The organism is Mycobacterium sp. (assembly GCF_049608025.1).
Taxonomy (GTDB): Bacteria; Actinomycetota; Actinomycetes; order Mycobacteriales; family Mycobacteriaceae; genus Mycobacterium.
Window position 1 is genome coordinate 99178 of record NZ_JBMYXC010000003.1, and the last position, 24204, is coordinate 123381.

25 protein-coding genes are annotated in these 24204 nt (G+C 66.5%); 21 read left to right on the forward strand and 4 right to left on the reverse strand.

Features of this window, described 5'->3' with window-relative positions; all coding sequences use genetic code 11:
- The first annotated feature begins 27 nt into the window (after positions 1-27).
- The 10 genes from ACPGXI_RS02150 to ACPGXI_RS02195 all read left to right on the forward strand — a co-directional run bounded on the left by ACPGXI_RS02150 (position 28) and on the right by ACPGXI_RS02195 (position 7811).
- The gene (locus ACPGXI_RS02150; protein WP_526649315.1) at positions 28-360 is read left to right on the forward strand and encodes a WXG100 family type VII secretion target; all 333 of its coding nucleotides are present in this window, start codon (positions 28-30) and stop codon (positions 358-360) included.
- A 12-nt stretch (positions 361-372) separates the two neighbouring features.
- Complete coding sequence (locus ACPGXI_RS02155; protein ID WP_526649317.1) at positions 373-669, forward strand: WXG100 family type VII secretion target; 297 nt, start codon at positions 373-375, stop codon at positions 667-669.
- Between the two features lie 316 nt (positions 670-985).
- On the forward strand, positions 986-2509 hold the full coding sequence (gene exaC, locus ACPGXI_RS02160; protein ID WP_526649319.1) for an acetaldehyde dehydrogenase ExaC: 1524 nt from the start codon (positions 986-988) through the stop codon (positions 2507-2509).
- A gap of 312 nt (positions 2510-2821) precedes the next feature.
- Positions 2822-3265 (forward strand): 50S ribosomal protein L13, encoded by a 444-nt coding sequence (rplM, locus tag ACPGXI_RS02165; protein ID WP_526649321.1) that lies wholly within the window; start codon positions 2822-2824, stop codon positions 3263-3265.
- 92 nt (positions 3266-3357) lie between these two features.
- Positions 3358-3747 carry a 30S ribosomal protein S9 gene (gene rpsI, locus ACPGXI_RS02170; RefSeq protein WP_526649391.1) on the forward strand — a complete coding sequence of 130 codons (390 nt, stop codon included), beginning with the start codon at positions 3358-3360 and terminating at the stop codon, positions 3745-3747.
- Positions 3748-4043: 296 nt separating this feature from the next.
- Positions 4044-5381 (forward strand): phosphoglucosamine mutase, encoded by a 1338-nt coding sequence (gene glmM, locus ACPGXI_RS02175; protein WP_526649323.1) that lies wholly within the window; start codon positions 4044-4046, stop codon positions 5379-5381.
- Positions 5382-5450: 69 nt separating this feature from the next.
- Entirely contained in the window at positions 5451-5741 is a 291-nt protein-coding gene (locus tag ACPGXI_RS02180) for a type VII secretion target (protein WP_526649325.1), read from the forward strand.
- Positions 5742-5749: 8 nt separating this feature from the next.
- A complete protein-coding gene (locus ACPGXI_RS02185) occupies positions 5750-7192 on the forward strand; it encodes a hypothetical protein (RefSeq protein WP_526649326.1) in 1443 nt (480 codons plus the stop codon).
- Between the two features lie 10 nt (positions 7193-7202).
- Positions 7203-7379, forward strand: coding sequence for a hypothetical protein (locus ACPGXI_RS02190; protein ID WP_526649328.1), 177 nt, complete (start codon positions 7203-7205; stop codon positions 7377-7379).
- A gap of 9 nt (positions 7380-7388) precedes the next feature.
- A complete protein-coding gene (locus tag ACPGXI_RS02195) occupies positions 7389-7811 on the forward strand; it encodes a hypothetical protein (protein ID WP_526649330.1) in 423 nt (140 codons plus the stop codon).
- Here ACPGXI_RS02195 and ACPGXI_RS02200 read toward each other — a convergent pair.
- The 4 genes from ACPGXI_RS02200 to ACPGXI_RS02215 form a co-directional block, all read right to left on the reverse strand.
- Positions 7789-8928, reverse strand: coding sequence for an acyl-CoA dehydrogenase family protein (locus tag ACPGXI_RS02200; RefSeq protein ID WP_526649332.1), 1140 nt, complete (start codon positions 8926-8928; stop codon positions 7789-7791). The two genes, ACPGXI_RS02195 and ACPGXI_RS02200, sit on opposite strands and share 23 nt — an antisense overlap.
- A 165-nt stretch (positions 8929-9093) precedes the next feature.
- On the reverse strand, positions 9094-9984 hold the full coding sequence (locus ACPGXI_RS02205) for a universal stress protein (protein WP_526649334.1): 891 nt from the start codon (positions 9982-9984) through the stop codon (positions 9094-9096).
- Positions 9985-10120: 136 nt separating this feature from the next.
- Positions 10121-11161 carry an LLM class F420-dependent oxidoreductase gene (locus ACPGXI_RS02210; protein ID WP_526649336.1) on the reverse strand — a complete coding sequence of 347 codons (1041 nt, stop codon included), beginning with the start codon at positions 11159-11161 and terminating at the stop codon, positions 10121-10123.
- Between the two features lie 41 nt (positions 11162-11202).
- Positions 11203-12084: a dienelactone hydrolase family protein gene (locus ACPGXI_RS02215; protein WP_526649338.1), complete on the reverse strand. Its 882-nt coding sequence runs from the start codon at positions 12082-12084 to the stop codon at positions 11203-11205.
- A gap of 55 nt (positions 12085-12139) precedes the next feature.
- Between ACPGXI_RS02215 and glmS the strand changes: the two genes are divergently transcribed.
- The 11 genes from glmS to groL all read left to right on the forward strand — a co-directional run bounded on the left by glmS (position 12140) and on the right by groL (position 24036).
- Positions 12140-14014, forward strand: a complete 1875-nt coding sequence (gene glmS, locus ACPGXI_RS02220) for a glutamine--fructose-6-phosphate transaminase (isomerizing) (RefSeq protein ID WP_526649340.1) — start codon at positions 12140-12142, stop codon at positions 14012-14014.
- A gap of 75 nt (positions 14015-14089) precedes the next feature.
- The gene (locus ACPGXI_RS02225; protein ID WP_526649342.1) at positions 14090-15502 is read left to right on the forward strand and encodes an NAD(P)H-hydrate dehydratase; all 1413 of its coding nucleotides are present in this window, start codon (positions 14090-14092) and stop codon (positions 15500-15502) included.
- Positions 15503-15512: 10 nt separating this feature from the next.
- Positions 15513-16919, forward strand: coding sequence for a glutamate decarboxylase (gad, locus tag ACPGXI_RS02230; protein ID WP_526649344.1), 1407 nt, complete (start codon positions 15513-15515; stop codon positions 16917-16919).
- Between the two features lie 44 nt (positions 16920-16963).
- The gene (alr, locus tag ACPGXI_RS02235; RefSeq protein WP_526649393.1) at positions 16964-18139 is read left to right on the forward strand and encodes an alanine racemase; all 1176 of its coding nucleotides are present in this window, start codon (positions 16964-16966) and stop codon (positions 18137-18139) included.
- The gene (locus ACPGXI_RS02240; protein WP_526649346.1) at positions 18136-19224 is read left to right on the forward strand and encodes an alpha/beta fold hydrolase; all 1089 of its coding nucleotides are present in this window, start codon (positions 18136-18138) and stop codon (positions 19222-19224) included. The genes alr and ACPGXI_RS02240 overlap by 4 nt, the downstream gene beginning before the upstream one ends.
- Complete coding sequence (gene tsaE / locus ACPGXI_RS02245; protein WP_526649348.1) at positions 19217-19741, forward strand: tRNA (adenosine(37)-N6)-threonylcarbamoyltransferase complex ATPase subunit type 1 TsaE; 525 nt, start codon at positions 19217-19219, stop codon at positions 19739-19741. The genes ACPGXI_RS02240 and tsaE overlap by 8 nt, the downstream gene beginning before the upstream one ends.
- Positions 19738-20367, forward strand: a complete 630-nt coding sequence (gene tsaB / locus ACPGXI_RS02250) for a tRNA (adenosine(37)-N6)-threonylcarbamoyltransferase complex dimerization subunit type 1 TsaB (RefSeq protein ID WP_526649350.1) — start codon at positions 19738-19740, stop codon at positions 20365-20367. The genes tsaE and tsaB overlap by 4 nt, the downstream gene beginning before the upstream one ends.
- A complete protein-coding gene (gene rimI, locus ACPGXI_RS02255) occupies positions 20364-20828 on the forward strand; it encodes a ribosomal protein S18-alanine N-acetyltransferase (RefSeq protein ID WP_526649352.1) in 465 nt (154 codons plus the stop codon). Before tsaB ends, rimI begins: the two co-directional genes overlap by 4 nt.
- Complete coding sequence (tsaD, locus tag ACPGXI_RS02260) at positions 20825-21847, forward strand: tRNA (adenosine(37)-N6)-threonylcarbamoyltransferase complex transferase subunit TsaD (RefSeq protein ID WP_526649354.1); 1023 nt, start codon at positions 20825-20827, stop codon at positions 21845-21847. Before rimI ends, tsaD begins: the two co-directional genes overlap by 4 nt.
- Before the next feature lie 162 nt (positions 21848-22009).
- On the forward strand, positions 22010-22312 hold the full coding sequence (gene groES / locus ACPGXI_RS02265; protein WP_526649356.1) for a co-chaperone GroES: 303 nt from the start codon (positions 22010-22012) through the stop codon (positions 22310-22312).
- 101 nt (positions 22313-22413) lie between these two features.
- Complete coding sequence (gene groL / locus ACPGXI_RS02270; RefSeq protein ID WP_526649358.1) at positions 22414-24036, forward strand: chaperonin GroEL; 1623 nt, start codon at positions 22414-22416, stop codon at positions 24034-24036.
- Positions 24037-24204: the final 168 nt, after the last annotated feature.

The window sequence follows — 24204 nt, forward strand, 5'->3', positions numbered from 1 at the left end:
GCTTCTCCACGACACGAAAGGATCGCGATGACGATTCCGCCAGACCCGTCGGGCTCTACCCTCACCACCGACTTCGACCTCATGATCTCGGTAGCGGGCAGGACCGACGCCCGTAACGAGGAAATCCGGGCGATGCTGCAGTCCTTCATCGGGAGGATGAGCAGCGTGCCGCCCTCGGTGTGGGGTGGGGGAGCGGCAACACGTTTCCGCGATGTCGTCGAGCGCTGGAATGCCGAGTCGCTCAAGCTGAACGCAGCGCTGCAGCGGATCGCGGAGACGATCCGGGACAACGAGCGAATCTTGCGGGAGGCCGCCGAAAGCCATTCGCAGCGTATCGGTTCCGTCGCCGCCAACCTGTAAGGAGCAACCGCTGTGGACCCCACCCTGTCGTACAACTTCGGCGAAATCGAGTACACCGTTCGCCTGGAGATCAACGCCACCTCAACGCGACTGAACGCGGCGCTCGACGAGCTTCGCGCCCAAGTCGCCCCGCTGCAGGCGACCTGGACGCGCGAAGCGGCCGAAGGCTACCGCGTCGAGCAGGCGCGCTGGGAGCAGGCGGCTGGGGCGCTCAACGATATTTTGTTCCGGCTGGGCAACGCGGTACGCGACGGGGCCGAGGACGTCGCCGCTACCGACCGCAGCGCCGCCAGCGCTTGGGGCCGCTGAGGACCGCCCCGCCAGACTCTGTGCGGCCCCCGGGAGGAGGAGAGCCGACCGGGGGCCGCACAGGATATTGACCACCTGCCCGCCTCGTCATGCTGGAGAACTGCGGGTGCTACCCGATCGGAGAGCCCGGTGTGGGGCAGCTGTGCGAAACAATGTCGGAAATCGTCACGGCAGTGGCGCAAGCCGGTTGATCGCGGGGCCGGCGGGGTGCGCGCGGAATCTCGTCGAGGTCGGCGCGGCTAACTGACGAGGCGGTGGTGCGCGGCTGAGCGGCGTAGCTTGATGGATGAACGCGACGACGAGCAGGAGGCTCACCATGACTGTGTATGCCCGCCCCGGAGCCGATGGCTCGCTGATGTCATTCAAGCCCCGCTACGAAAACTTCATCGGTGGCCAGTGGGTGCCGCCGAGCGCCGGCCGCTATTTCGAGAACCCGACACCGGTCACGGGAGAGGTTTTCTGCGAGATCGCCCGGTCCGACGCAGCCGATATCGAGAAAGCCCTCGACGCCGCCCATGCAGCTGCGCCCGCCTGGGGTAAGACATCAGCGGCTGAACGCGCGCTGGTCCTCAACAAGGTCGCCGACCGGATCGAGGAGAACCTCGAATCGATCGCGCTCGCCGAGTCCTGGGACAACGGCAAGCCGATCCGCGAGACGCTCAACGCAGATATGCCACTGGCCGTGGATCACTTGCGGTATTTCGCGGGAGCGATCCGCGCGCAGGAGGGAGCGCTGTCGGAGATCGACCAGGACACCGTCGCCTACCACTTCCACGAGCCACTGGGCGTGGTCGGCCAGATCATTCCGTGGAACTTCCCCATCCTGATGGCGGTATGGAAGCTGGCTCCCGCGCTGGCTGCCGGTAACGCGATCGTGCTCAAGCCTGCCGAGCAGACCCCTGCCTCAATCCTCTATCTGCTGGAGGTCGTCGGTGACCTGCTGCCGGCGGGCGTGCTCAACGTGGTCAACGGATTCGGTGTCGAGGCGGGCAAGCCGCTGGCCTCGAGCGACCGGATCGCCAAGATCGCGTTCACCGGTGAGACGACGACCGGTCGGCTCATCATGCAGTACGCGTCGCAGAACCTGATCCCGGTCACGCTGGAGTTGGGCGGCAAGAGTCCCAACATCTTCTTCAACGATGTGCTCGCAGCCGACGACAACTATCAAGACAAGGCGTTGGAGGGTTTCACGATGTTCGCCCTCAATCAGGGTGAAGTGTGCACCTGCCCGTCGCGTTCGCTGATCCAGGCAGAGATCTACGATGAGTTCCTGGCGTTGGCCGCGATCCGCACCAAGGCGGTGCGCCAGGGTGATCCGCTGGACACCGAGACGATGATCGGTGCGCAAGCGTCGAACGATCAGCTCGAGAAGATCCTGTCCTACATCGAGATCGGCAAGAGCGAGGGCGCCAAGGTGGTCACCGGCGGTGAGCGTGCGCAGCTGGGTGGCGACCTCAACGGCGGATATTACGTTGCGCCAACGATTTTCACGGGTAACAACAAGATGAGGGTCTTCCAGGAGGAGATTTTCGGACCGGTCGTGACCGTTACGTCGTTCACCGACTACGACGACGCGATCAGCATCGCCAACGACACCCTCTACGGGCTGGGGGCCGGCGTGTGGAGCCGTGACGGCAATACCGCCTACCGCGCGGGCCGCGACATCAAGGCCGGGCGGGTGTGGACGAACTGCTACCACCATTACCCAGCGCACGCCGCGTTCGGCGGCTACAAACAATCGGGGATCGGCCGGGAGAATCACAAGATGATGCTCGACCACTACCAGCAGACCAAGAACCTGCTGGTGAGCTATAGCGACAAGGCCCAGGGTTTCTTCTGACCCGCTTTCTGACGCACTTGCTGGGCCCACTTCCCGGCGCGGCAGACGCGAACTCGCACAAACTTCGCTCGATCCGTGCGATTTTGTGTCTGCTCGGCCGCCATGCGCGCGCTTTGACCTGCGGTGACGGCCACGCGCGCGTTTTGACCTGCGGTGACGGCCCCAGGTAGCATCTGGCGTTGGCGTGCGCTGGCCTTCGGGCCGCCGGTCGCCTCGGGTCCCTGCCGGTCGCCGAGGCAGTCTGCAGCTCGCGCCGGACCGGCACCCGGGTCACCGGGATCCAACCCGAGAAGAAGAGTAGAGGTAGACGCTGTGCCCACGTACACGCCGAAGGCGGGTGACACCACGCGCACGTGGTACGTCATCGATGCCACCGACGTGGTGCTCGGCCGGCTCGCCGTGGAAGCAGCCAAGCTGCTGCGCGGCAAGCACAAGCCGACATACACGCCCAATGTCGACGGTGGCGACTTCGTCATCGTCATCAACGCGGACAAGGTCGCCATCTCCGGCGACAAACTCCAGAAGAAGTTCTCCTACCGCCACTCGGGTTATCCCGGCGGGCTGCGCAGGCGGGCACTCGGTGAAGAGATGGATAAGCACGCCGACCGCGTCGTCGAGCGGGCGATCCTCGGCATGATTCCGCACACCAAGCTCGGCCGTCAGATCCAGAAGAAGCTGAAGGTCTATGTCGGTCCCGAGCATCCGCACACCGCCCAGCAGCCAATTCCGTTCGAGATCAAGCAGGTGGCCCAGTGAGTGAATCCCCCGAAACGACCGCTGAACCCGTGGCAACGACCGAGACCGTGGTCGTCGCCGAGCCCGACGCGGCCCCGCGCGAGCCTGTCCTGATGGATCGTCCGGTCCAGACCGTCGGCCGCCGCAAGGAAGCCGTGGTGCGGGTGCGCCTGGTTCCGGGCACCGGCCAGTTCAACCTCGACGGTCGTTCATTGGAGAACTACTTCCCCAACAAGGTGCACCAGCAGCTCATCAAGGCTCCGCTGGTGATTGCCGACCGGCTGGAGAGCTTCGACATCTACGCCCACCTCCATGGCGGCGGACCGTCTGGCCAAGCCGGTGCGTTGCGCCTGGCTATCGCGCGCGCGCTCATCGTCGTGCAGCCCGAGGACCGGCCAGCACTCAAGAAGGCCGGCTTCCTTACCCGCGACCCGCGTGCCATCGAGCGCAAGAAGTACGGCTTGAAGAAGGCCCGCAAGGCACCTCAGTACAGCAAGCGCTGATCGAACCAGGGCGCGTCGCCCGGTCCACTCGCCCCGCGAGTGGCCGGGCGTCCGTCGTTTGGACGGTGTTGGGTCCAGTCGTTTAGACGGTGTTGGGTCCAGTCGTTTTGACGGTGTTCGGTGATGTCGCGCAACAGAATTCAGCAGTAACAACCAAGGCGATGCCTGAGGGCGGCGCCGGCTCACTCGGAAGCCGAAGCGCTTCGACGGTCTCGTCGGGGTATCGATTCGGTGCCGGCACGAACGTCACCTGCAACGGTTAGCCCTCAAACCAGTATTTGTGAGAGGTTGTCACCATGGCTCGATTGTTCGGCACCGACGGGGTGCGCGGGGTCGCCAACCAGGACCTGACTGCGGAGTTGGCCATGGCGCTGGGGGCAGCGGCAGCGCGCCGATTGCTCAGAACCGGCGAAACCCGTCGGCGGGTTGCCGTGGTCGGGCGCGACCCGCGAGCCAGCGGTGAGATGCTCGAAGCCGCCGTCGTCGCCGGAGTAGCCAGCGAGGGTGTGGACGCTCTACGGGTGGGCGTGCTTCCCACGCCGGCTGTGGCGTATCTGACCAACGCCTACGATGCGGACTTCGGTGTGATGATCTCCGCATCGCACAACCCGATGCCTGACAATGGCATCAAGATCTTCGGCCCCGGCGGACACAAGCTTGACGACGCCACCGAGGACCGCATCGAGGAACTCGTGCACCAGGGCCCCCGGGCCCGGCCCACCGGCGCGGGCATCGGCCGCGCGGTCGACGCTGAGGACGCGTTGGACCGTTACCTTCGTCACGCCGGCAAGGCTGCCACCACCCGGCTCGATGGTCTCACCGTGGTTGTCGACTGTGCGCACGGTGCGGCCTCGGCCGCGGCGCCCCGTGCCTACCGGGCGGCGGGGGCCAACGTCATCCCGATCCACGCCGATCCCAACGGCCTCAATATCAACGATCGCTGCGGCTCGACCTATATGGAGACGCTGCGCTCAGCGGTGGTGTCCCACGGCGCCGACTTGGGTCTGGCCCATGACGGCGATGCCGACCGCTGTCTGGCCGTGGACAGTCAGGGCCGAATCATCGACGGCGATGCAATCATGGTGGTGCTGGCCCTGGCCATGAACGAAGCCGGCGAGCTGGCCTCCGACACCCTGGTGGCAACCGTCATGAGCAATCTGGGGCTCCATCAGGCGATGCGCGCGGCGGGCATCGAAGTGCGCACCACCGGCGTCGGCGACCGCTATGTCCTCGAGGAGCTGCGGGCCGGTGCTTACTCGATCGGCGGCGAGCAATCCGGGCACCTGGTCATGCCGGCGTTCGGTACCACCGGGGACGGCATCGTGACCGGCCTGCGGTTGATGTCCCGGATGGCTCAGACGCGTCGAGGTCTGGCCGACCTCGCCGAGCCGATGGCGACGCTGCCGCAGGTACTGATCAACGTCGAGGTTTCCGACAGGGAGACGGTGGCCGACGCGCCGTCGGTGCGCGACGCAGTGGCTCAGGTCCAGGCCGAACTCGGCGATAGCGGCCGAATTCTGTTGCGGCCCTCAGGAACAGAACAACTGGTCCGGGTGATGGTGGAAGCCGCCGATGAGGATACTGCGCGACAGATGGCAGTACGTGTGGCGAATTCGGTGAGCGCGCAGGGCTGAGATCGCGGGCCGAACCGGTGGAACCAAAGCGGCGGCAACCGCGTCCAACCTCATATGGGACAAGCGCACGTGGCACGCGTCGATGTGAGGGGAGTGCGCGCGATTGCGCGCGAGTATGAATCGGCGGCACTGATCGTCGACGGTGCCCTACGAACGCATCTGAGCGATCTCGCATTCGGGGGTGCGTCCGCGGGCCGTGCCTACGTCGCGCACGGCGCGACGCTTCGCGCCGCGCTTGGCGATGTCGCCACGTCGTTGCGACGGTGGTCGCGGGCATCCAGTGAGATCGCCGTGGCGCTGCGATCGTCGACGGATCGATACCAGGCCGCCGACGCGCGTGCCGCAGGGCGGGTCGGGTAGGCCGGCGCGTGGCAGAAGAGTTCGATGTCCCCTCCCGATTGGCTGCGGGCAGGCCCGCGGTCCGCCACCTGCAGCACTACGTATGGGCATGTCACCAGCTTGGCTATCAGCATCCCGACCTGACGTTGCACGCTGCACAGTTGAGCGACTGGTACGGCAGCGAGGATGGAATGGATCTGTGGGCACTGCAGGCTGACTGGCTAGCCCTGAGGGAGACGGCCCGCGCCACCCAGGATGCGCTGGCCCTCCAGGAGCGGCAACTCGCGGCGTTGTCGACGGCGTGGCAAGGCGCTGGCGCGCAGGCATCCCAGGACTTGCTACTCCGCCACGGTGAAGCGTCCGCGGCGGTTGTGAGGGCGGTCCGCATCGCGACCGAAGCCCTGGATGAACTGCGGGAGAGCTTGTGGCGAACAGTTGACGCGAAAGTTGATGCCGTGGTCGCGATCGAGGGCCGCGCACAGGCACATCGTGGGGATTGGTTGGCTGCTGCGGCAACGCTGAGGACGGGTGTGGGGGACCGGGCGGCCGCATCTGAGCTGGTTGATCAGGCTGTTAAACCATTTGTGGATAGCAGCATTCGCTCCGATTGGTTGACGGCGATGCGCACCGCGACGTCGTCGGTGGCCGACGCTTATCGGCGCGCGGCCGCTGAGATTGCGGCCGAACAACCACCGGTGTTTGAACTACCGGGCGATCTCGGCCCGACGTGGAATTCTTCGCCTGTCCGCAACGACCAGCAACCAGGCATTGCTGAGCAGCTTTCGGCAACAGGGGCCGCCTCCCCGTCAGCTCCGGGGACCCCGTTAGCTCCGGCGACGACATTCCCTTCGGCGTGGGGTGCGCTTCCAGCGGCGTCGGCTGCCCCACCGATGTCGGCTGTCCCACCCATGTCGGTAGGGCCGTCTGCGGACGGGACCCTCGCGCCGCCGGAAGTCCCGGTGGGCCAGTCGGTTCCGCCGCTGTCGTCGATGGGCGACCTGGGGTCCGGAATGCCCAACCTCGGCAGCGGGCTGTCCGGGCTCGGACAGCAATTCGCCGACATGCTGAGCGGATTGCTTGGCATTGCTGATAGTTCGGTCCCGCAGCCGCCGGATCTCGATGGACCGGGGTTCGACGACCCCCTGGGTCTCGGTGAGGCCGATCCCGACGCGGGCGCCGAGGATGCAGATGAAGCCGGCGACGATGAAATCGGCGAGGCTGCAACCGCCGACGACTCCGTGGCAGAGGAGTCCGGCGAGAACCTGGTTGCCGCGGGGACAGTCGAATCCGAGGTATTCGATGGCCCTGCCGAGGTGCCCGCCGAGTCGGCACCGGCCCCACCGGCTGCTCCACCGCCCGCTGAACCACTGCCACCGGAAGACCCGCTGACTGCGGACCTGCCGGCTGCTGAGGAGACGCCCTGCGCGATCGCCGCCGGAGAACTACCCCAGGTCGGAGACCCACCGGAGTAGCGTGCGCGACGTGAAGCTGCGATTTCCGGAAGCCCTCGTCCTTTTTGTCTTGGGAGGCCTTGCCGCCCTGATCGGCGATCACAGCCACGTGGTGACCGGCACCACCGGGTATCACGTCGAGGCCGTCCCGTTTCTGTGGAGCAGCCCGTTCTGGTTTCCGCTGCTGGTGGGAACGGCGACGGTGTAGCTGGCCGAGTTGCGACTGCACCTGCCGAAACCACGAACCACGGTCACGGTCCGGCAAGGCATTGCCGGGGTGGCCGCAGTCGTCGGCATGTACGTCACGACCGCGTTGATGCACGGCGCGCCCGTAGTCCCCGCGACGACGCTGATCTGTGTCGCGGCCATCATCACCTGGTGTGCACTTGGAGACGGTCCGGGCGCGCTGTGCGGTGCGATCGCAGCGGTCGTGGGACCGGTGGCGGAGATCGGCCTACTGGAGATGGGTGTCTTCGCCTACAACCCGGGATCGGACAGCTTGATCGGGGTGGGACCGTTTTTGGTGCCGCTGTACTTCGCCTTCGGTGTCGTCGTCGCGCTGCTCGGCGAGTTGCTGGCCGCGCGGCGTGGTGCGCAGGTCGAGATGACCCCGTCGGTCAGCGGGCCAGGTGCCGGCTGATGACCAGACGCTGAATCTGGTTGGTGCCCTCGAAAATCTGCATGATCTTCGCTTCCCGCATGTACCGCTCGACACGGTAGTCACGGGTATAGCCGGCGCCGCCGAACACCTGAACGGCGTCGGTCGTCACCTTCATCGCCGCGTCGGTGGCGACCAGCTTGGCCACCGATGCCTGGCGGGAGTAGTCCAACCCGGCGTCGCGGCGGCGGGCGGCATCGAGATAGGTGGCCCGGGCGGAGTCGACGGCGGCGGCCATGTCGGCGAGAACGAATGCCAGCCCCTGGTGATCGATGATCCTGCGGCCGAAAGTCTTTCGCTCCTGGCTGTATGCGACCGCGTCATCGAGCGCCGCCTGAGCGAGGCCGGTCGCAACTGCGGCGATGCCGAGACGGCCGGAATCTAATGCGCTGAAGGCGATCTGGAGTCCCTGCCCTTCTGCTCCGATACGTCGCTCCGCGTCGACGAACGCGTCGTCGTAGTGCGCGGTGGTGGTCGGGACAGCGTGCAGGCCCATTTTGTCCTCGGGCTTGCCGAACGTCAGGCCGGGTGTGTCCCTGGCAACGAGGAAGCAGGAGACGCCCTGGGAGCCTTCGCCGGTGCGGGCAAACACGTTGTAGAAATCGGCGATTCCACCGTGGGTTATCCAGGCCTTGGCTCCGTCGATCCGGTAACCGTCAGTCATCGCGCTGGCTTTGCAGGCCAGGGCGGCGGCGTCCGAGCCTGCCTGTGGTTCGGACAGGCTGTAGGCGCCGACCGTCGCGCCGCCGAGCATGTCGGGAAGCCAGCGCTGCCGCTGCTCGTCGGTGCCGAAGTTCATCAGCGGATGACAGGACAGACTGTGCACACTCACCGCGACCGCGACCGCCGCCCAACGAGCGCCGAGTTCCTCGAGTACCTGAAGATAGACCTCGTAGGGCTGACCGCCGCCGCCCCACTCTTGGGGGTAGGGCAGGCTGAGCAGCCCGGCGTCGCCGAGGGTGGCGAAAAGCCCCTCGGGGTAGAGGGCATCCTTCTCGTGGCGATCAACGATCGGGTCGAGAGCCTTGTCGGAGATCTGCCGGGCGAGTTCCAGCAGCTCATGTGCCTCTTCGGTGGGAAGCAGGCGATCGACCGACATCTCAGAAACGGTACTACGCCCTGGCCAGGCTGCCCCCGGCGAACCTGCGATGCTCAAAATCCAAGCCCATCCGCAGCGGCGGACCGTAGGCGGTAGCTGGTGCAGGCGGTAGCGGCGCGGTGTGCCGATAGCGTTGCCGTAGAGAAGCTGTGAAGCGTTGACGCTCTAGTCTTTGCGCACGACGATCACGGGCACGGTTGCGGAATTCACGACCGCGCTGGCGACCGAGCCCAGGAGCATGCCGGCGAATCCGCCCCGGCCGTGACTGCCGACAACGACGAGCTGGGCAGATCCCGAATGCTTGAGGAGCTGATACCCCGGCCGATCGGCCACCACGACACGACGTACCGGTGTATCCGGGTAGCGTTCCCGAAAGCCCGCAAGACGTTCGGCGAGGAGTTCCTTCTCGCTGGACTTGATGTTCTCCGTTTCGGCCGGCGACCAATTGATGCTCGGGAAACCGAGGACGGTCATGTCGGTCCACGCGTGTAGCGCCAACAACTCCACGCCCCGGCGCGAGGCCTCGTCGAAGGCGAGCTCAGTCGCCCGCTCCGAAGTGGGAGAACCGTCGACACCCACCAGAACCGGTGCGTCTGCGGGCGGGACCTCCTCGTCGTGGATGATTGCGACCGGGCAGTGCGCGTGATGTACCAGGGCAGAACTGACTGAACCCAGCAACGCGCGATCGACCGCATCCAGTCCCCGGCATCCCGCCACCACCATCTCGGCATGCTTGGAGAGTTCGACAAGCGTGGGGATAGGTGGCCCGTCGAGAGATTGGGCCTGTACTTGCGGCGAGCCGGCGTCCGCGACGATCTTGCGGGCGTCCTCGATGATCTGTTCGGCTTGCTCGTGCTGCCAACGCGTGTAATCCGCAGGTACCGGCACTGTCATCAGAGCTGACGCGGCAGCCGCCGTCGGCGCGTTGACGCACACCACGGACAACGGGATGTTGCGCAGCGCCGCCTGGCGGGCGGCCCATGCGACCGCCGCGTTCGAGGGGGCCGATCCATCGACCCCAACTACGATCCCGTGCCTCGTCGTATGTGCTGACATCCTGACCTCCTGCTCGATGACCTTCTGCGACGACCGATGCTGGGGCGGCTAGATCCAGTCGTCGAGAAGTCCGTTGCGCTGCCAACACCATTAACCCAGCCGCGGTCTTCGGTGTCAGGAGCCATTGGTCCCTAATTCAGGGCAGCAGCGACTGCAACTCCTCGACGAATGCCACGGTTTCCCGTCCGTCACCTGACATCGGATGCACCAGCAGCGTCGTCACGCCCGCCTCGGCGAACGCTGCCACTCGTTCCTTGACGAATCCGCGCGGCCCCACCAGAGAAACCTGGCGCACGAGTTCGTCGGGTACGGCAGCGATCGCTTCGGCCTTCTTGCCTGCCAGATAGAGGTCCTGGATCAAATTGGCTACCTCGCCGAATCCGTACCGGGTCGCCAAGTTGTGGTAGAAATTTCGTCCCCGGGCGCCCATTCCACCGATATAGAGCGCCAATTGTGGCTTGGCCCAGGCCAATCGGTCATCCACGTCGTCACCGACCGCCAGGCTCGCGCTGACCATGACGTCAAGCGGGCCCAGCGCCGGGTCACGTTTGGCGGCACCGGATCGCAGCGCGTCACCCCAGACCTCATCGGCCTTCTCGGGGGAGAAGAACACCGGCTGCCATCCTTCGGCTATCTCTGCGGTCAGTTCGACGTTCTTCGGTCCGAGGGCAGCGATGGAGATGGGGATTCGTTCCCGCACAGGATGATTGATGAGTTTCAGCGGTTTGCCCAGCCCGGTGCCGCGGTCGGCCGGTAAGGGAACCTGGTAGTACTTTCCGTTGTAGGTGACGCGCTCGCGACGCCACACCTGACGGCAGATTTCGATGACTTCGCGGGTGCGGCCCAAGGGTGCGTCGAACGGCACGCCGTGGAAGCCCTCGATAACCTGCGGGCCCGACGCGCCCAGGCCGAGCCGAAACCGTCCGTCGGAGACGTAGTCGAGTCCGGCGGCCGTCATCGCCATCAGCGCGGGGGTGCGGGTGTAGATCGGGACGACGCCGGTGCCGAGTTCGATCCGCGACGTCTTGGCCGCGAGGAAGCCCAGTTGGCTGATCGCGTCGTAGGAGTAGGCCTCGGCGACAAGTGCAAGGCCGACGCCGATCTTCTCGAGTTCGACCACCTGGTCGACGGCTTCGAGAAAGCCGTCGGAATAGCTGAGAAAGATGCCCGTCCGCATCACCAACATATACACCCAACCAGTTGGTTGGGGTACCGCGGCTAGGTCTTCAGCAGCGCGACGACCTTTTCCTGAAGCTCGACCGGGTCGTGGGCGAACGGATCCACCGCAGGCGCCTTGGGTAGTTCTGCCTCGCCGTCGGCAAAGTCTTTGTATTCATCCTTGTTGCCGTGGCCGGACAACGTGTGCAGCAGATAGCCGGTCATCAGCGCCCGGACCGTTTTCTGGGTGCCTCGGTCCGCCCCAGGCAGGCCGACGGCCGGAGCCAGTCGGCGACCCTCGATCAGGCCCCCCGGCTTGACCTTGGGGGTGCTGCGCAGCGTGGCGGTCTTCCAGGCGCGCGCCAACTCGACGGCATTGGATTGCAGTGTCATCGGATCCTCAGGGGTCATCAGGATCAGGCCCGGCACTTTCAGCGTCGCCGCCGGTTGCTCGGCGGACGGCTTGGTGATCGTGGGGTAGGCCGCGAACACCGCCTGGGGCCTCCCAGTCTTGGGTCCGGTCACCGTTTCCGTCGACCTTCCTGCCGCCGCCAACACCGCTGCGGAGGCGCCGAAGCCGTGGCCCGCGACACCCAGTTTGTCCGGGTGCACGCTGATGCCACCGCTGCCCAGTCGCACGCCCGCGACGATGTCCAGCGCTGTGCCCAGGTCGTAGGCCAGATTGAGTGCCGACGGGGCCAGCCCGGTCTCGGTGTCGGGGGCGGCGGCGACGATGCCCCATGACGCCAGATGTTCCAGCGTTCCGTGGTAGCGGCGCGCTGATGTGATCCAGTCGTGAGCGAATGCCACCGCGGGCAGATTCTTGCCGGCCGCAGGGGTGTAGACAACGCCCGGCAACCCAGCAAAGGCCAGGTCGCCCCGCAGCACGCGGTGTGGGCCGCGGCGGGTCAACGCGGCAAAGAGCTTCTTCGTGCGGGCCACCCGAAGACCGTAACCCACCAGGGTGTGATGTGTTCCTGCACTACCCTGGTCGGTTATGTGTGGAATCGTCGGCTACGTCGGGCAACGTCCTGCCTGCGGCATCGTGGTCGACGGACTGCGCCGCCTCGAGTACCGAGGGTATGACTCGGCCGGTGTCGCACTGCTCGACGGTCGGGGTGGGCTCGCCGTAAGCCGAAAAGCGGGCCGCCTCGCCAACCTCGAGGCCGCCCTTGCCGAGGGCGGGTCCGACGACCTCGTCGGCGCGACCGGCATCGGGCACACCCGGTGGGCCACCCACGGCAGGCCCACCGACCGCAACGCTCATCCGCACCGGGACGCCTCGGGGAAGGTCGCGGTGGTCCACAACGGCATCATCGAGAACTTCGCCGCGCTACGTGACGAGCTCGAACGCGCCGGGGTGGAGTTCGCCAGCGACACCGACACCGAGGTCGCCGTCCATCTTGTCGCGCGCGAATATGCCCTCGGCGAGAATGCCGGCGATTTCCCGGCATCGGTCTTGGCGGTACTGCGTCGGCTCGAGGGTCACTTCACCTTGGTCTTTGCCCATGCCGACGAGCCGGGCACCATCGTGGCTGCGCGGCGTTCCACGCCGCTGGTGCTCGGGGTAGGAGACGGTGAGATGTTCGTCGGCTCCGACGTCACTGCGTTCATCGAGCACACCCGTGAGGCCGTCGAGCTCGGCCAGGATCAGGCCGTCGTGGTCACTGCCGACAGCTACCGCATCACGAATTTCGACGGCGTTCCGGCTGATCGTGGCAGCGACTACCGGGTCTTTCACGTCGACTGGGACACCTCGGCCGCCGAAAAGGGGGGCTATGAGTACTTCATGCTCAAGGAGATCTCCGAGCAGCCGGCCGCTGTCTCTGACACCCTGCTCGGCCACTTCATCGACCACCGCATCGTGCTCGACGAGCAGCGCCTGTCCGATCAGGAATTGCGCGAGATCGACAAGGTATTCGTCGTTGCTTGCGGTACCGCGTATCACTCCGGTCTGGTGGCCAAGTATGCGATCGAGCATTGGACCCGGTTGCCGGTTGAGGTCGAGCTTGCCAGCGAATTCCGTTACCGTGACCCGGTTCTGGACAGCAACACGTTAGTCGTGGCGATCTCGCAATCCGGGGAGACCGCCGATACGCTCGAGGCAGTTCGGCACGCCAAGGAACAGAGCGCCAAAGTTCTGGCCATCTGCAACACCAACGGCAGCCAGATACCTCGGGAATGCGACGCGGTGCTCTACACCCGGGCCGGACCGGAGATCGGTGTGGCGTCGACCAAGACGTTCCTGGCGCAGATCGCCGCCAGCTACCTTGTCGGGCTGGCCCTTGCGCAGGCGCGTGGCACCAAGTCGCCCGACGAGATCGCCCGCCTGTATGACGACCTCGAGGAGATGCCGGACCTGATCTCGCGGGTGCTGGACACCGTAGATCCGGTCGCGCACCTGGCCAAGCGACTTGCTTCAGCACAGACCGTGCTGTTCCTGGGCCGCCACGTGGGGTACCCGGTTGCGCTCGAAGGCGCGCTCAAGCTCAAGGAATTGGCCTATATGCACGCCGAGGGCTTCGCCGCGGGAGAGCTCAAGCACGGCCCGATCGCTCTCATCGAGGATGATCTGCCCGTCATCGTCGTGATGCCGTCGCCGAAGAGTGCGGCGATGCTGCACTCCAAGCTCCTGTCGAACATCCGGGAGATTCAGGCTCGCGGCGCCGTGACGATCGTCATCGCCGAAGAGGGCGACGAGGCGGTACGTCCCTATGCCGACTATCTTATCGAGATCCCCGCAGTGCCAACACTTTTGCAGCCGCTGTTGTCGACGATTCCGCTTCAGGTGTTCGCCGCCGGGGTCGCCCAGGCTCGGGGATACGATGTCGACAAGCCGCGTAATCTGGCGAAGTCGGTCACTGTCGAGTAGGACATCCCTGATTCGTCGCGTTCACACACCCGCAAGGTCGTGTAGCGGCCACGATCGGCCAGTAACGTGGGAACAATGCGGTACTTCTACACGGCCGACCAGATCCGGGCCGCTGAAGCACCGTTGTTGGCGTCCCTTCCTGACGGTGCGTTGATGCGCCGGGCTGCCTTCGGTCTGGCCTCGGTGATTGCCCGTGAACTCGGCACAGTCAGCGGTCGCACCCTGTGCGCGGTCGTCGGCTCCGGCGACAACGGTGGCGACGCTCTGTGGGCCGCGACGTTCCTGAGGCGCCGCGGTGCGGGTGCGACGGCGATCCTGCTCAATGCCGGGCGCACCCACGCCAAAGCCTTGGCGGCGTTCCGGCGGGCGGGCGGGCGGGTCGTTGAAAAACTACCTTCGGCAACCGATCTGGTGATCGATGGCGTGGTGGGCATCTCCGGCTCCGGCCCACTGAGACCCGCCGCGGCAGAAGTCTTCGAGGCGGTCCGCAAGCGGGGCATCCCGGTCGTCGCCGTCGATCTGCCCAGTGGCGTCGACGTCCTGACCGGCGCCACCGACGGCCCCCACGTCACACCTGCGGTCACGGTCACGTTCGGCGGGTGCAAGCCCGTCCACGCATTGCGGGGCTGCGGGCGCGTCGAACTGATCGACATCGGGCTGGATCTACCGCCGAGTCGCATGCTGGAATTCGAGGCTGGGGACGTCGCCGCGCGCTGGCCGGTACCCGGACCCGACGACGACAAGTACACCCAGGGCGTGGCCGGTGTGATGGCCGGGTCCGCGACCTACCCGGGGGCTGCGGTGCTGTGCACCGGAGCCGCGGTAGCCGCCACCTCGGGCATGGTTCGATATGCGGGAAGTGCTGGGCAACAGGTGCTTTCGCGATCACCAGAGGTTATCGCAACGCCTGGTCCGACGACGGCCGGACGGGTTCAGGCCTGGGTTGTCGGGCCCGGTCTGGGCAACGATGAGACCGCCGCTGCGGCGTTGTGCTTCGCGCTGGACGCTGATGTCCCGGTACTCGTCGACGCCGACGCGCTGACCATGCTGGCCGCCCACCCCGACCTGCTCACCAATCGGCGGGCCCCGACGATCCTGACGCCGCACGCCGGCGAGTTCGCCCGACTGGCCGGATCGCCCCCCGGTGCCGATCGCGTGGGTGCCACCCGCCGGCTGGCCGACCAGCTGGGTGTCACGGTGCTACTCAAGGGCAACGTCACCGTCATCGCCGAGCCTGAGGGCACCGTGTATCTGAACGCCGCCGGCCAGTCCTGGGCGGCCACCGCCGGGTCCGGTGACGTGCTGTCCGGGATCATCGGCGCACTCCTTGCGGCAGGCCTGCCGCCGGGCGAGGCGGCGGCCGCTGCGGCATTCGTCCATGCCCGCGCCGCTCAGAGCTCCGCGCGCGACCCCGGACCGGGGTCGGTTCCGACATCGGCTTGGCGAATACTTGCCCATCTGCGGACAGCCCTGGCTTCCATCCTCTAGAAAGAACTCCATGCCCAATATTTCTCGCCAGATCGAACTGACCCCCTCCTACACCGGTCGGCTGTTCACGACACCGCTGCCTGCCTTGCGGCTTCCCGACGAGTCGATGCCCGCCGAACAGACCTACCAGTTCATTCACGATGAGCTGATGCTGGACGGCAGTTCCCGGCTCAACCTGGCGACCTTCGTGACGACGTGGATGGATCCCGAGGCGGGCCGGCTGATGGCGGAGACGTTCGACAAGAACATGATCGACAAGGACGAGTACCCGGTCACCGCAGCGATCGAGCAACGCTGCGTCTGTATGGTGGCCGACCTGTTCCACGCCGAGGACCTGAGCGACGACGACCCGACCAAAGCCGTCGGGGTGTCCACCGTCGGATCCAGCGAGGCCGTGATGCTGGCCGGCCTGGCCCTGAAGTGGCGGTGGCGGGAGAAGGTGGGTGATTCGAGCAAGGGCGCCGGGCAGCATCGAACCCCCAACCTCGTCATGGGATCGAACGTGCAGGTGGTGTGGGAGAAGTTCTGCCGGTACTTCGATGTCGAGCCCCGCTATCTGCCGATGGAGAGAGGGCGCTACGTCATCACACCCGAACAGGTGGTCGACGCGGTCGACGAAGACACCATCGGCGTGGTGGGGATTCTGGGCACGACCTTCACCGGGGAACTCGAGCCGATCGCCGCGATCTGCGCGGCGCTGAACAAGGTCGCCGCCGACGGAGGGCCCGACGTTCCGGTACACGTCGACGCGGCCAGCGGCGGATTCGTGGTGCCGTTCCTGCACCCCGATCTGCAGTGGGACTTCCGGCTGCCGCGGGTGGTGTCGATCAACGTCAGCGGACATAAGTACGGCCTGACCTACCCGGGTATCGGATTCGTGGTGTGGCGCAGCGCCGAGCACCTGCCGGAGGACCTGGTGTTCCGGGTGAACTATCTGGGCGGCAACATGCCGACCTTCACCCTGAACTTCTCCCGCCCCGGTAATCAGGTGGTGGGTCAGTACTACAACTTCCTGCGACTGGGCCGCGACGGCTACCTCAAAGTGATGAAATGCCTGTCGGACACTGCGCAGTGGTTTGCCCGCCAATTGGCCGACATGACTGGACCCGACAACAAGCCGGTGTTCGAGTTGATCACCGACGGATCGGCGATTCCGGTGTTGTCGTTCAAGCTCGTCGACGGCGCCAAGTACACCGTGTTCGACGTTTCGGCGCTGCTGCGCAGCTACGGCTGGCAGGTGCCGGCGTACACGATGCCGGACAACGCCACGGACGTGGCGGTGCTGCGGGTGGTGGTGCGTGAGGGCTTCTCGGCGAACCTGGCTCGCGCGTTGCGTGACGACCTGCGGGAGGTGCTGGCCAAGCTGGGTAAGGCGGATATCGGCGGCTTCGCCGACGAGGCGCACTTCGCCCACTGAGTCCCCGCCTGGGACAATCGGGTGCAGTGATCACCACCGCGAACATGACCCAGCAGGTGTCGAGGGCACCCACCGGCTTGCCCACTGCGTCAGTCGACCTTGACGCCATCGCCCACAACGTGGCTAGGCTGCGCGAATGTGCAGGCTCAGCTGCGGTGATGGCCGTGGTCAAGGCCGACGGCTACGGCCACGGCGCTACCCGGGTAGCGCGCGCTGCGCTGGCTGCGGGGGCCGCCGAACTCGGTGTCGCAACGCTCGACGAGGCGTTGGCGCTGCGCCGGGACGGCATTACCGCACCGGTGCTGTCCTGGTTGCACACCCCGCACACCGACTTCGCGCCCGCGCTGCTGGCCGATATCCAGGTGGCGGTGTCCTGCGAGCGTGAGGTCGAGGAGGTCGTCGACGCGGTTCGGCGCACCGGACATGCCGCCACGGTCACCATCAAGGCGGATACCGGCCTGAACCGGAACGGTGTCGGGGCCTCTGACTATCCTTCGGTGCTCGCGGCGCTGCTGCGGGCCCAGGCCGACGCCGCGGTGCGGGTACACGGGATCATGTCGCACCTGGTGCACGGCGATGATCCGGACCACCCGCTCAACGATCTGCAGGCGCAGCGGCTGACCGACATGGTGGCCACGGCGGGTGACCGCGGGCTCCGCTTCGAGGTGGTGCATCTGAGCAACTCGCCCGCGGTCTTGACACGTCCCGATCTGGCGTTCGACATGGTGCGCCCGGGCATCGCGGTGTACGGCCAGAGTCCGCTGCCCGAACGCGGCGACCTGGGGTTGCAACCCGCGATGACGGTGACCTGCCCGGTGGTGCTGATCCGTTCGCTGAAGGCCGGCGACGGCGTGTCCTACGGGCACACCTGGGTCGCCGAGCGGGACACCACGGTGGCGCTGATCCCGGTCGGCTATGCCGACGGCGTCTTCAGAAGCTTGTCCGGTCGCATCGAGGTGTCGATCAACGGGAGGCGCTACCCAGGCGTCGGTCGCGTCTGCATGGATCAGTTCGTGGTGGATCTCGGTCCGGGCCCGACCGGCGTGGCAGCGGGCGATGAGGCGATCCTGTTCGGCCCCGGTACCGCAGGCGAACCGACCGCGCAGGACTGGGCGGAGTTGCTGGGCACCATCAACTACGAAATCGTCACGAGTCCGCGGGGGCGCATCGTCCGAAGTTTCCGAGGTGGACACGAGCAAGGCGGAGGTGAATCTCGGTGAGCTCTCGGGCGGGGTGGCTGGCCGGCGCGGCGGGCGCCTCTGCGGTCGGTACCGCCGCCGGGGTTTCGGTGGCCCGTTCTCTGCGCCATCGGGTCACCGATGAGGACCCCTACGCAGACGAGGATTTCGAGCTGCTGGACGCCGATCGCAGCTGTGTAGTGACCACACCGGACGGGGTGCCACTCGCGGTGCGCGAGGTGGGTCCTGAGGACGCCCCACTGACCGTGGTGTTCTCCCATGGATTCTGTCTGCGCATGGGGTCCTTCCACTTTCAGCGCGCCCGGCTCTCCCAGCAGTGGGGACCCCAGGTGCGCATGGTCTTCTATGATCAGCGGGGCCACGGCCAGTCGGGCTACGCGTCGCCGGATACCTACACCGTCGAACAATTGGGCCAGGATCTGGAGAGTGTGCTGGCCGTCATGGCGCCGCGGGGCCCTGTGGTCCTGGTCGGTCACTCCATGGGCGGGATGACAGTGCTGTCGCACGCCCGTCAGTACCCGCAGCGCTACCCGACGCGCATCGTCGGTGCGGCATTGATCGCCTCTGCCGCAGAGGGGATTTCACGTTCGCCGCTGGGTGAGATCCTGAAGAACCCGGCACTGGAAGCCGTCCAGTTCGCCGCGCGTTATGCCCCGAAGCTGGTACACCGTGGCCGCGGCGCCGCGCGCAAGGTGATCGGCCCCATTCTGCGAGAAGCGTCCTACGGCGACGAGAAGATCAGCCCCAGCGTGGTGGCATTCTCCGAGCGGATGATGCACGACACCCCGATCGCCACCCTGGTGGAGTTCCTGCACGCACTCGAGGTGCATGACGAGACCGGAGGCCTGAAGACGCTGAGCAAGGTACCCACGCTGGTGGCCTGTGGTGACCGCGACATGCTCACGCCCATGGAGTATTCGGAGGCGATGGCCCACGAGCTCGCGAAGTCGGAGCTGGTGATTGTCGGTGGCGCAGGTCATCTCGTTCAACTCGAGCACCCGGAGATCATCGACGATGCACTGGTGCGGCTTGTGGAACGGGCCACACCGTCCAAGCTCGTGGCGCTGACCCGCAGGATGCGGGACCGGGGGCGCAGAAATGGATGAGCGCTCAGGCACCCGAATCGGCCCGCCGGCGACATCAGGTACCCGAGCCGGCCCGCCGGCGACGGCGGGAACCGCCGATCTGCCCACCGTCGCAGACACCATCGCCCTGGGAGTGAGGCTGGGGCGCGATCTTCGTGCCGGCGATGTCGTCGTGCTCTCCGGGCCATTGGGTGCCGGAAAAACTGTTCTGGCCAAGGGTATTGCGCAGGGGATGGATGTCGATGGTCCGGTGATCTCGCCGTCGTTTGTGCTTGCCAGGGTGCACCGGCCACGCCACGCGGACGGGCCCACGATGGTGCATGTCGACCTATACCGGCTGCTGGATCAGGCGTCGGTGGATCTGCTCGCCGAGCTGGATTCACTGGACCTCGATACCGAGCTCGAGGACGCGGTCGTGGTGGTCGAATGGGGCGAGGGGGTCGCCGAACGGCTGTCGGACAGCCACCTCGACATCCGATTGGATCGCTCCCCGGACTCCGAGGTCCGCACCGCGGGCTGGCGGTGGAGCCGGCCGTGAGCAGGCTGCTGCTGGCGATCGACACCGCCACACCCGCGGTTACGGCGGGCGTCGTCCGGCTTGCCGGTGAGGCCGCAGAGGTTCTCGCCGAGCAGGTGACCATCGACCCCCGCGCGCACGCCGAGCGGCTCACCCCCAATATCGTTGCTGCGCTGCGCGAAGCTGGGGTGGCAGTCGATCAGCTCGACGCTGTTGTGGTGGGTTGTGGCCCCGGTCCGTTCACCGGGCTTCGGGTGGGTATGGCGACCGCGGCCGCGGTCGGACATGCTCTCGGCATCCCGGTGCGTGGGGTGTGCAGCCTCGACGCGATTGCCGTCGGCACCGCCGGGGAAGTCTTGGTAGTGACCGATGCGCGACGCCGCGAGGTGTACTGGGCGCGATACCGCGACGGCATGCGTGTCGACGGGCCGGCGGTGAGCGCGGCCGCCGATGTGCCCGGCGGCGCCGACGCGGTCGCCGGGTCACCCGAGCACACGGCGTTGTTCGATCTTCCGCGGCTGGGGCAGGCCTATCCGAGCGCTCTGGGTCTCGTTGGCGCTGTGCTGGATTGGACCACGGATCCCGATCCCTTGGTCCCGCTGTATCTGCGCCGGCCCGATGCTCAGCCGCAGACGGCGAAGCGATGAGCACCCCGGCAAGCATCCAGTACGGCGCGCTTGAGCCTGGTGATGCGGCACGCTGCGCTGAACTTGAAGCCCAGCTGTTCGACGGTGACGATCCGTGGCCGACGCGAGCATTCCTGGCCGAGCTCGCTGTCAAACACAATCACTATGAGGCTGCACGCGCCGGCGACAAGCTGGTGGGCTATGCCGGGATCGCCCGGCTGGGCCGGATCCGGCCTTTCGAGTACGAAATTCACACTATCGGCGTCGACCCCGCGCACCAGGGCCGCGGCATCGGTAGGCAGCTGCTCGCGCGGCTGCTCGACTTCGCCCGTGGTGGAACGATTTTCCTCGAGGTTCGGACGGACAACGCGGCGGCGATCGCCCTGTACGAAAGCGAAGGCTTCACCAGGGTCGGCATGCGCAAGCGCTACTACCGAGTCAGCGGTGCCGACGCCTACACCATGAAACGGGAGCGGCGATGATTGTCCTGGCTATCGAGAGTTCCTGCGACGAGACAGGTGTCGGCATCGCAGAACTCGGTGGCGACGGCACGGTCTCGCTGCTCGCCGACGAGGTCGCCTCCAGCGTCGACGAGCACGCCCGCTTCGGCGGCGTCGTCCCGGAGATCGCGTCCCGGGCGCACCTGGAGGCGCTGGGCCCCACGATGCGTCGTGCGTTACAGGTCGCAGGCATCGACAAACCCGATGTCGTCGCCGCAACCATCGGCCCCGGTCTGGCCGGGGCGCTGCTGGTCGGAGTTGCTGCGGCAAAGGCATATTCGGCGGCATGGCAGGTGCCGTTCTACGCCGTCAACCATCTGGGTGGGCACCTGGCCGCCGATGTCCTCGACCATGGTCGGCTGCCCGAGAGCATCGGTCTGCTCGTATCCGGGGGACACACCAACCTGCTGCACGTGCGTTCGTTGGGCGAGCCGATCCTCGAATTGGGTTCCACTGTCGACGATGCCGCAGGTGAGGCCTACGACAAGGTGGCGCGGCTGCTGGGGCTGGGGTATCCCGGTGGCAGGGTGCTCGACGAGCTCGCGCGCACCGGAGATCCCGACGCGATCGGGTTCCCCCGGGGTATGACCGGGCCGCGCGACGCTCGGTATTCGTTTAGTTTCTCGGGTCTCAAGACCGCTGTGGCGCGCTACGTGGAACGTCATCCCGAAGCGTCCCGGGCCGACGTCGCGGCGGGATTCCAGGAAGCGGTGGCCGACGTGCTGACGTCCAAGGCGGTGCGCGCGGCCGAAGAGCTCGGGGTGTCGACGCTGCTCATCGCCGGAGGCGTTGCCGCGAACTCACGGCTACGTGAACTGGCGGCGCAGCGGTGCTCGGCAGCGGGCCTGACGTTGCGGATCCCGCGGCCGCGGCTGTGCACCGACAACGGCGCCATGATCGCTTCGTTCGCCGCTCACCTGATCGCCGCCGGAGCCGCGGCCTCCCCACTCGACGTAGCGAGCGACCCGGGTCTGCCGGTGGTCCAGGGTCAGGTGATGTGAGCGTTGTCCCCTCAGCGCACCCCCACCTTGAGTGTTAGCACTCGCGTGTATAGAGTGCTAGGTGGCAGTCGGTCCATCCCTGTGTCGGCACCCGCGACGACGGCGCGAGGAAGGTCACCGGCCGCCAAGTACATCCATCAACATCAGTGAAGGGGCTCCATCGTGGCGAGCGTGAACATCAAGCCACTCGAGGACAAGATCCTCGTACAGGCCAACGAGGCCGAGACCACGACCGCTTCCGGTCTGGTCATCCCCGACACCGCCAAGGAGAAGCCGCAGGAAGGCACCGTCGTCGCAGTAGGCCCCGGCCGCTGGGATGAGGATGGCGACAAGCGGATTCCTCTGGATGTGTCCGAGGGTGACGTGGTCATCTACAGCAAGTACGGCGGCACCGAGATCAAGTACAACAATGAGGAGTACCTGATCCTGTCGGCTCGTGACGTGCTGGCTGTCGTTTCAAAGTAAGCGAATCGTGTTCCGCCCCGGACGTTCCCGCATGGGTGATGTCCGGGGCGGCACGCGTCATACCCGCCTTTCGGCATACCCGTCTTTAGGGAAAGAAATCTATGAGTAAGCAGATTGAGTTCAACGAAACCGCGCGCCGAGCCATGGAGGTCGGTGTCGACAAGCTCGCCGACGCGGTCAAGGTCACGCTGGGTCCGCGCGGTCGCCACGTGGTGCTCGCCAAAGCGTACGGCGGGCCGACGGTCACCAACGACGGCGTGACCATCGCCCGCGAGATCGACCTCGAGGATCCGTTCGAGAACCTCGGCGCCCAACTGGTGAAGTCGGTGGCCACCAAGACCAACGATGTCGCGGGCGACGGCACCACCACCGCCACCGTGCTGGCCCAGGCGCTGGTCAAGGCCGGCCTGCGTAACGTCGCCGCCGGCGCCAACGCGATCGCACTCGGGGCGGGCATCTCGAAGGCCGCCGACGCGGTGTCCGAGGCGCTGCTGGCCGAGGCGACCCCGGTGACCGACCAGAAGTCGATAGCTCAGGTCGCCACGGTGTCCTCTCGCGACGCCGAGGTGGGCGAACTGGTCGGTGAGGCGATGACCAAAGTCGGCCACGACGGCGTGGTATCGGTGGAGGAGTCTTCGACGCTGTCCACGGAACTGGAGATCACCGACGGTGTCGGCTTCGACAAGGGCTACATCTCGGCGTACTTCGTGACCGACTTCGACACCCAACAGGCTGTGCTGGAGGACGCGCTGGTGCTGCTGCACCGCGACAAGATCAGCTCGCTACCCGACCTGCTGCCGCTGCTGGAGAAGGTGGCCGAGAGCGGCAAGCCGATGCTCATCGTCGCTGAGGACGTCGAAGGTGAGGCCCTGTCGACGCTCGTCGTCAACGCGATCCGCAAGACGCTGAAGGCCGTCGCGGTCAAGGCGCCGTTCTTCGGTGACCGCCGCAAGGCGTTCCTCGATGACCTCGCGATCGTCACCGGTGGTGAGGTCATCAACCCCGACGTCGGTCTGGTGCTGCGCGAGGTTGGCCTGGAGGTTCTGGGCACAGCCCGCCGCGTCGTGGTCGACAAGGACAGCACGGTCCTCGTGGACGGCGGTGGCACCAAGGATGCCGTTGCCGCCCGTGCCGCCCAGTTGCGGGCCGAGATCGAGGGCAGCGACTCGGACTGGGATCGCGAGAAGCTCGAGGAGCGGTTGGCCAAGCTGGCCGGCGGGGTCGCCGTGATCAAGGTCGGCGCGGCCACCGAGACCGATCTGAAGAAGCGCAAGGAAGCCGTTGAGGACGCTGTTTCCGCAGCCAAGGCTGCTGTCGAGGAGGGCGTCGTGGTTGGCGGAGGTGCCGCGCTCGTGCAGTCCAGGGGCGTTCTGGCGAAGCTGCGCGAGTCACTGTCCGGCGATGAGGCCCTCGGTGTCGACGTGTTCTCCGCGGCGCTGTCGGCACCGCTGTACTGGATCGCCGCCAACGCCGGACTGGACGGGGCGGTCGTGGTGAGCAAGGTCTCCGAGCTGCCGGCCGGGCAGGGCTTCAACGCCGCAACCCTGGCCTACGGCGACCTGATCGCCGACGGCGTCATCGACCCGGTCAAGGTCACCCGATCAGCGTTGCTCAACGCGGCGTCGGTGGCGCGGATGATCCTGTCCACCGAGACCGCGGTCGTCGATAAGCCGGTCGAGGAAGAGGACGATGACCATGGCCACGGGCATGGTCACTCCCACTGAGTGATGTTGCAGGAGACGCCTCGGGCCCTACGGCGGGCCCGGGGCGTCTTTGCATTTGGGTGCGGTCTCGGCGACGAGGCCATGTGACTGTGAGCGCGGCCCCGCGCCGGCGGATCACCGCGGGACCAATCAATCCGGCCGCAACGTGGGGTCAGCAGCGACGCGCAT

Coding starts and splice junctions, on each gene's coding strand:
- ACPGXI_RS02150 (WP_526649315.1), top strand. CDS start 28: ATGACGATTCCGCCAGACCCGTCGGGCTCTACCCTCACCACCGACTTC.
- rpsI (WP_526649391.1), top strand. CDS start 3,358: ATGGATCGTCCGGTCCAGACCGTCGGCCGCCGCAAGGAAGCCGTGGTG.
- alr (WP_526649393.1), top strand. CDS start 16,964: ATGACCCAGCAGGTGTCGAGGGCACCCACCGGCTTGCCCACTGCGTCA.
- glmS (WP_526649340.1), top strand. CDS start 12,140: ATGTGTGGAATCGTCGGCTACGTCGGGCAACGTCCTGCCTGCGGCATC.
- tsaE (WP_526649348.1), top strand. CDS start 19,217: ATGGATGAGCGCTCAGGCACCCGAATCGGCCCGCCGGCGACATCAGGT.
- tsaD (WP_526649354.1), top strand. CDS start 20,825: ATGATTGTCCTGGCTATCGAGAGTTCCTGCGACGAGACAGGTGTCGGC.
- ACPGXI_RS02205 (WP_526649334.1), bottom strand. CDS start 9,984: ATGTCAGCACATACGACGAGGCACGGGATCGTAGTTGGGGTCGATGGA.
- glmM (WP_526649323.1), top strand. CDS start 4,044: ATGGCTCGATTGTTCGGCACCGACGGGGTGCGCGGGGTCGCCAACCAG.
- ACPGXI_RS02225 (WP_526649342.1), top strand. CDS start 14,090: ATGCGGTACTTCTACACGGCCGACCAGATCCGGGCCGCTGAAGCACCG.
- ACPGXI_RS02200 (WP_526649332.1), bottom strand. CDS start 8,928: ATGTCGGTCGATCGCCTGCTTCCCACCGAAGAGGCACATGAGCTGCTG.
- ACPGXI_RS02210 (WP_526649336.1), bottom strand. CDS start 11,161: ATGCGGACGGGCATCTTTCTCAGCTATTCCGACGGCTTTCTCGAAGCC.
- exaC (WP_526649319.1), top strand. CDS start 986: ATGACTGTGTATGCCCGCCCCGGAGCCGATGGCTCGCTGATGTCATTC.
- gad (WP_526649344.1), top strand. CDS start 15,513: ATGCCCAATATTTCTCGCCAGATCGAACTGACCCCCTCCTACACCGGT.
- rimI (WP_526649352.1), top strand. CDS start 20,364: ATGAGCACCCCGGCAAGCATCCAGTACGGCGCGCTTGAGCCTGGTGAT.
- groL (WP_526649358.1), top strand. CDS start 22,414: ATGAGTAAGCAGATTGAGTTCAACGAAACCGCGCGCCGAGCCATGGAG.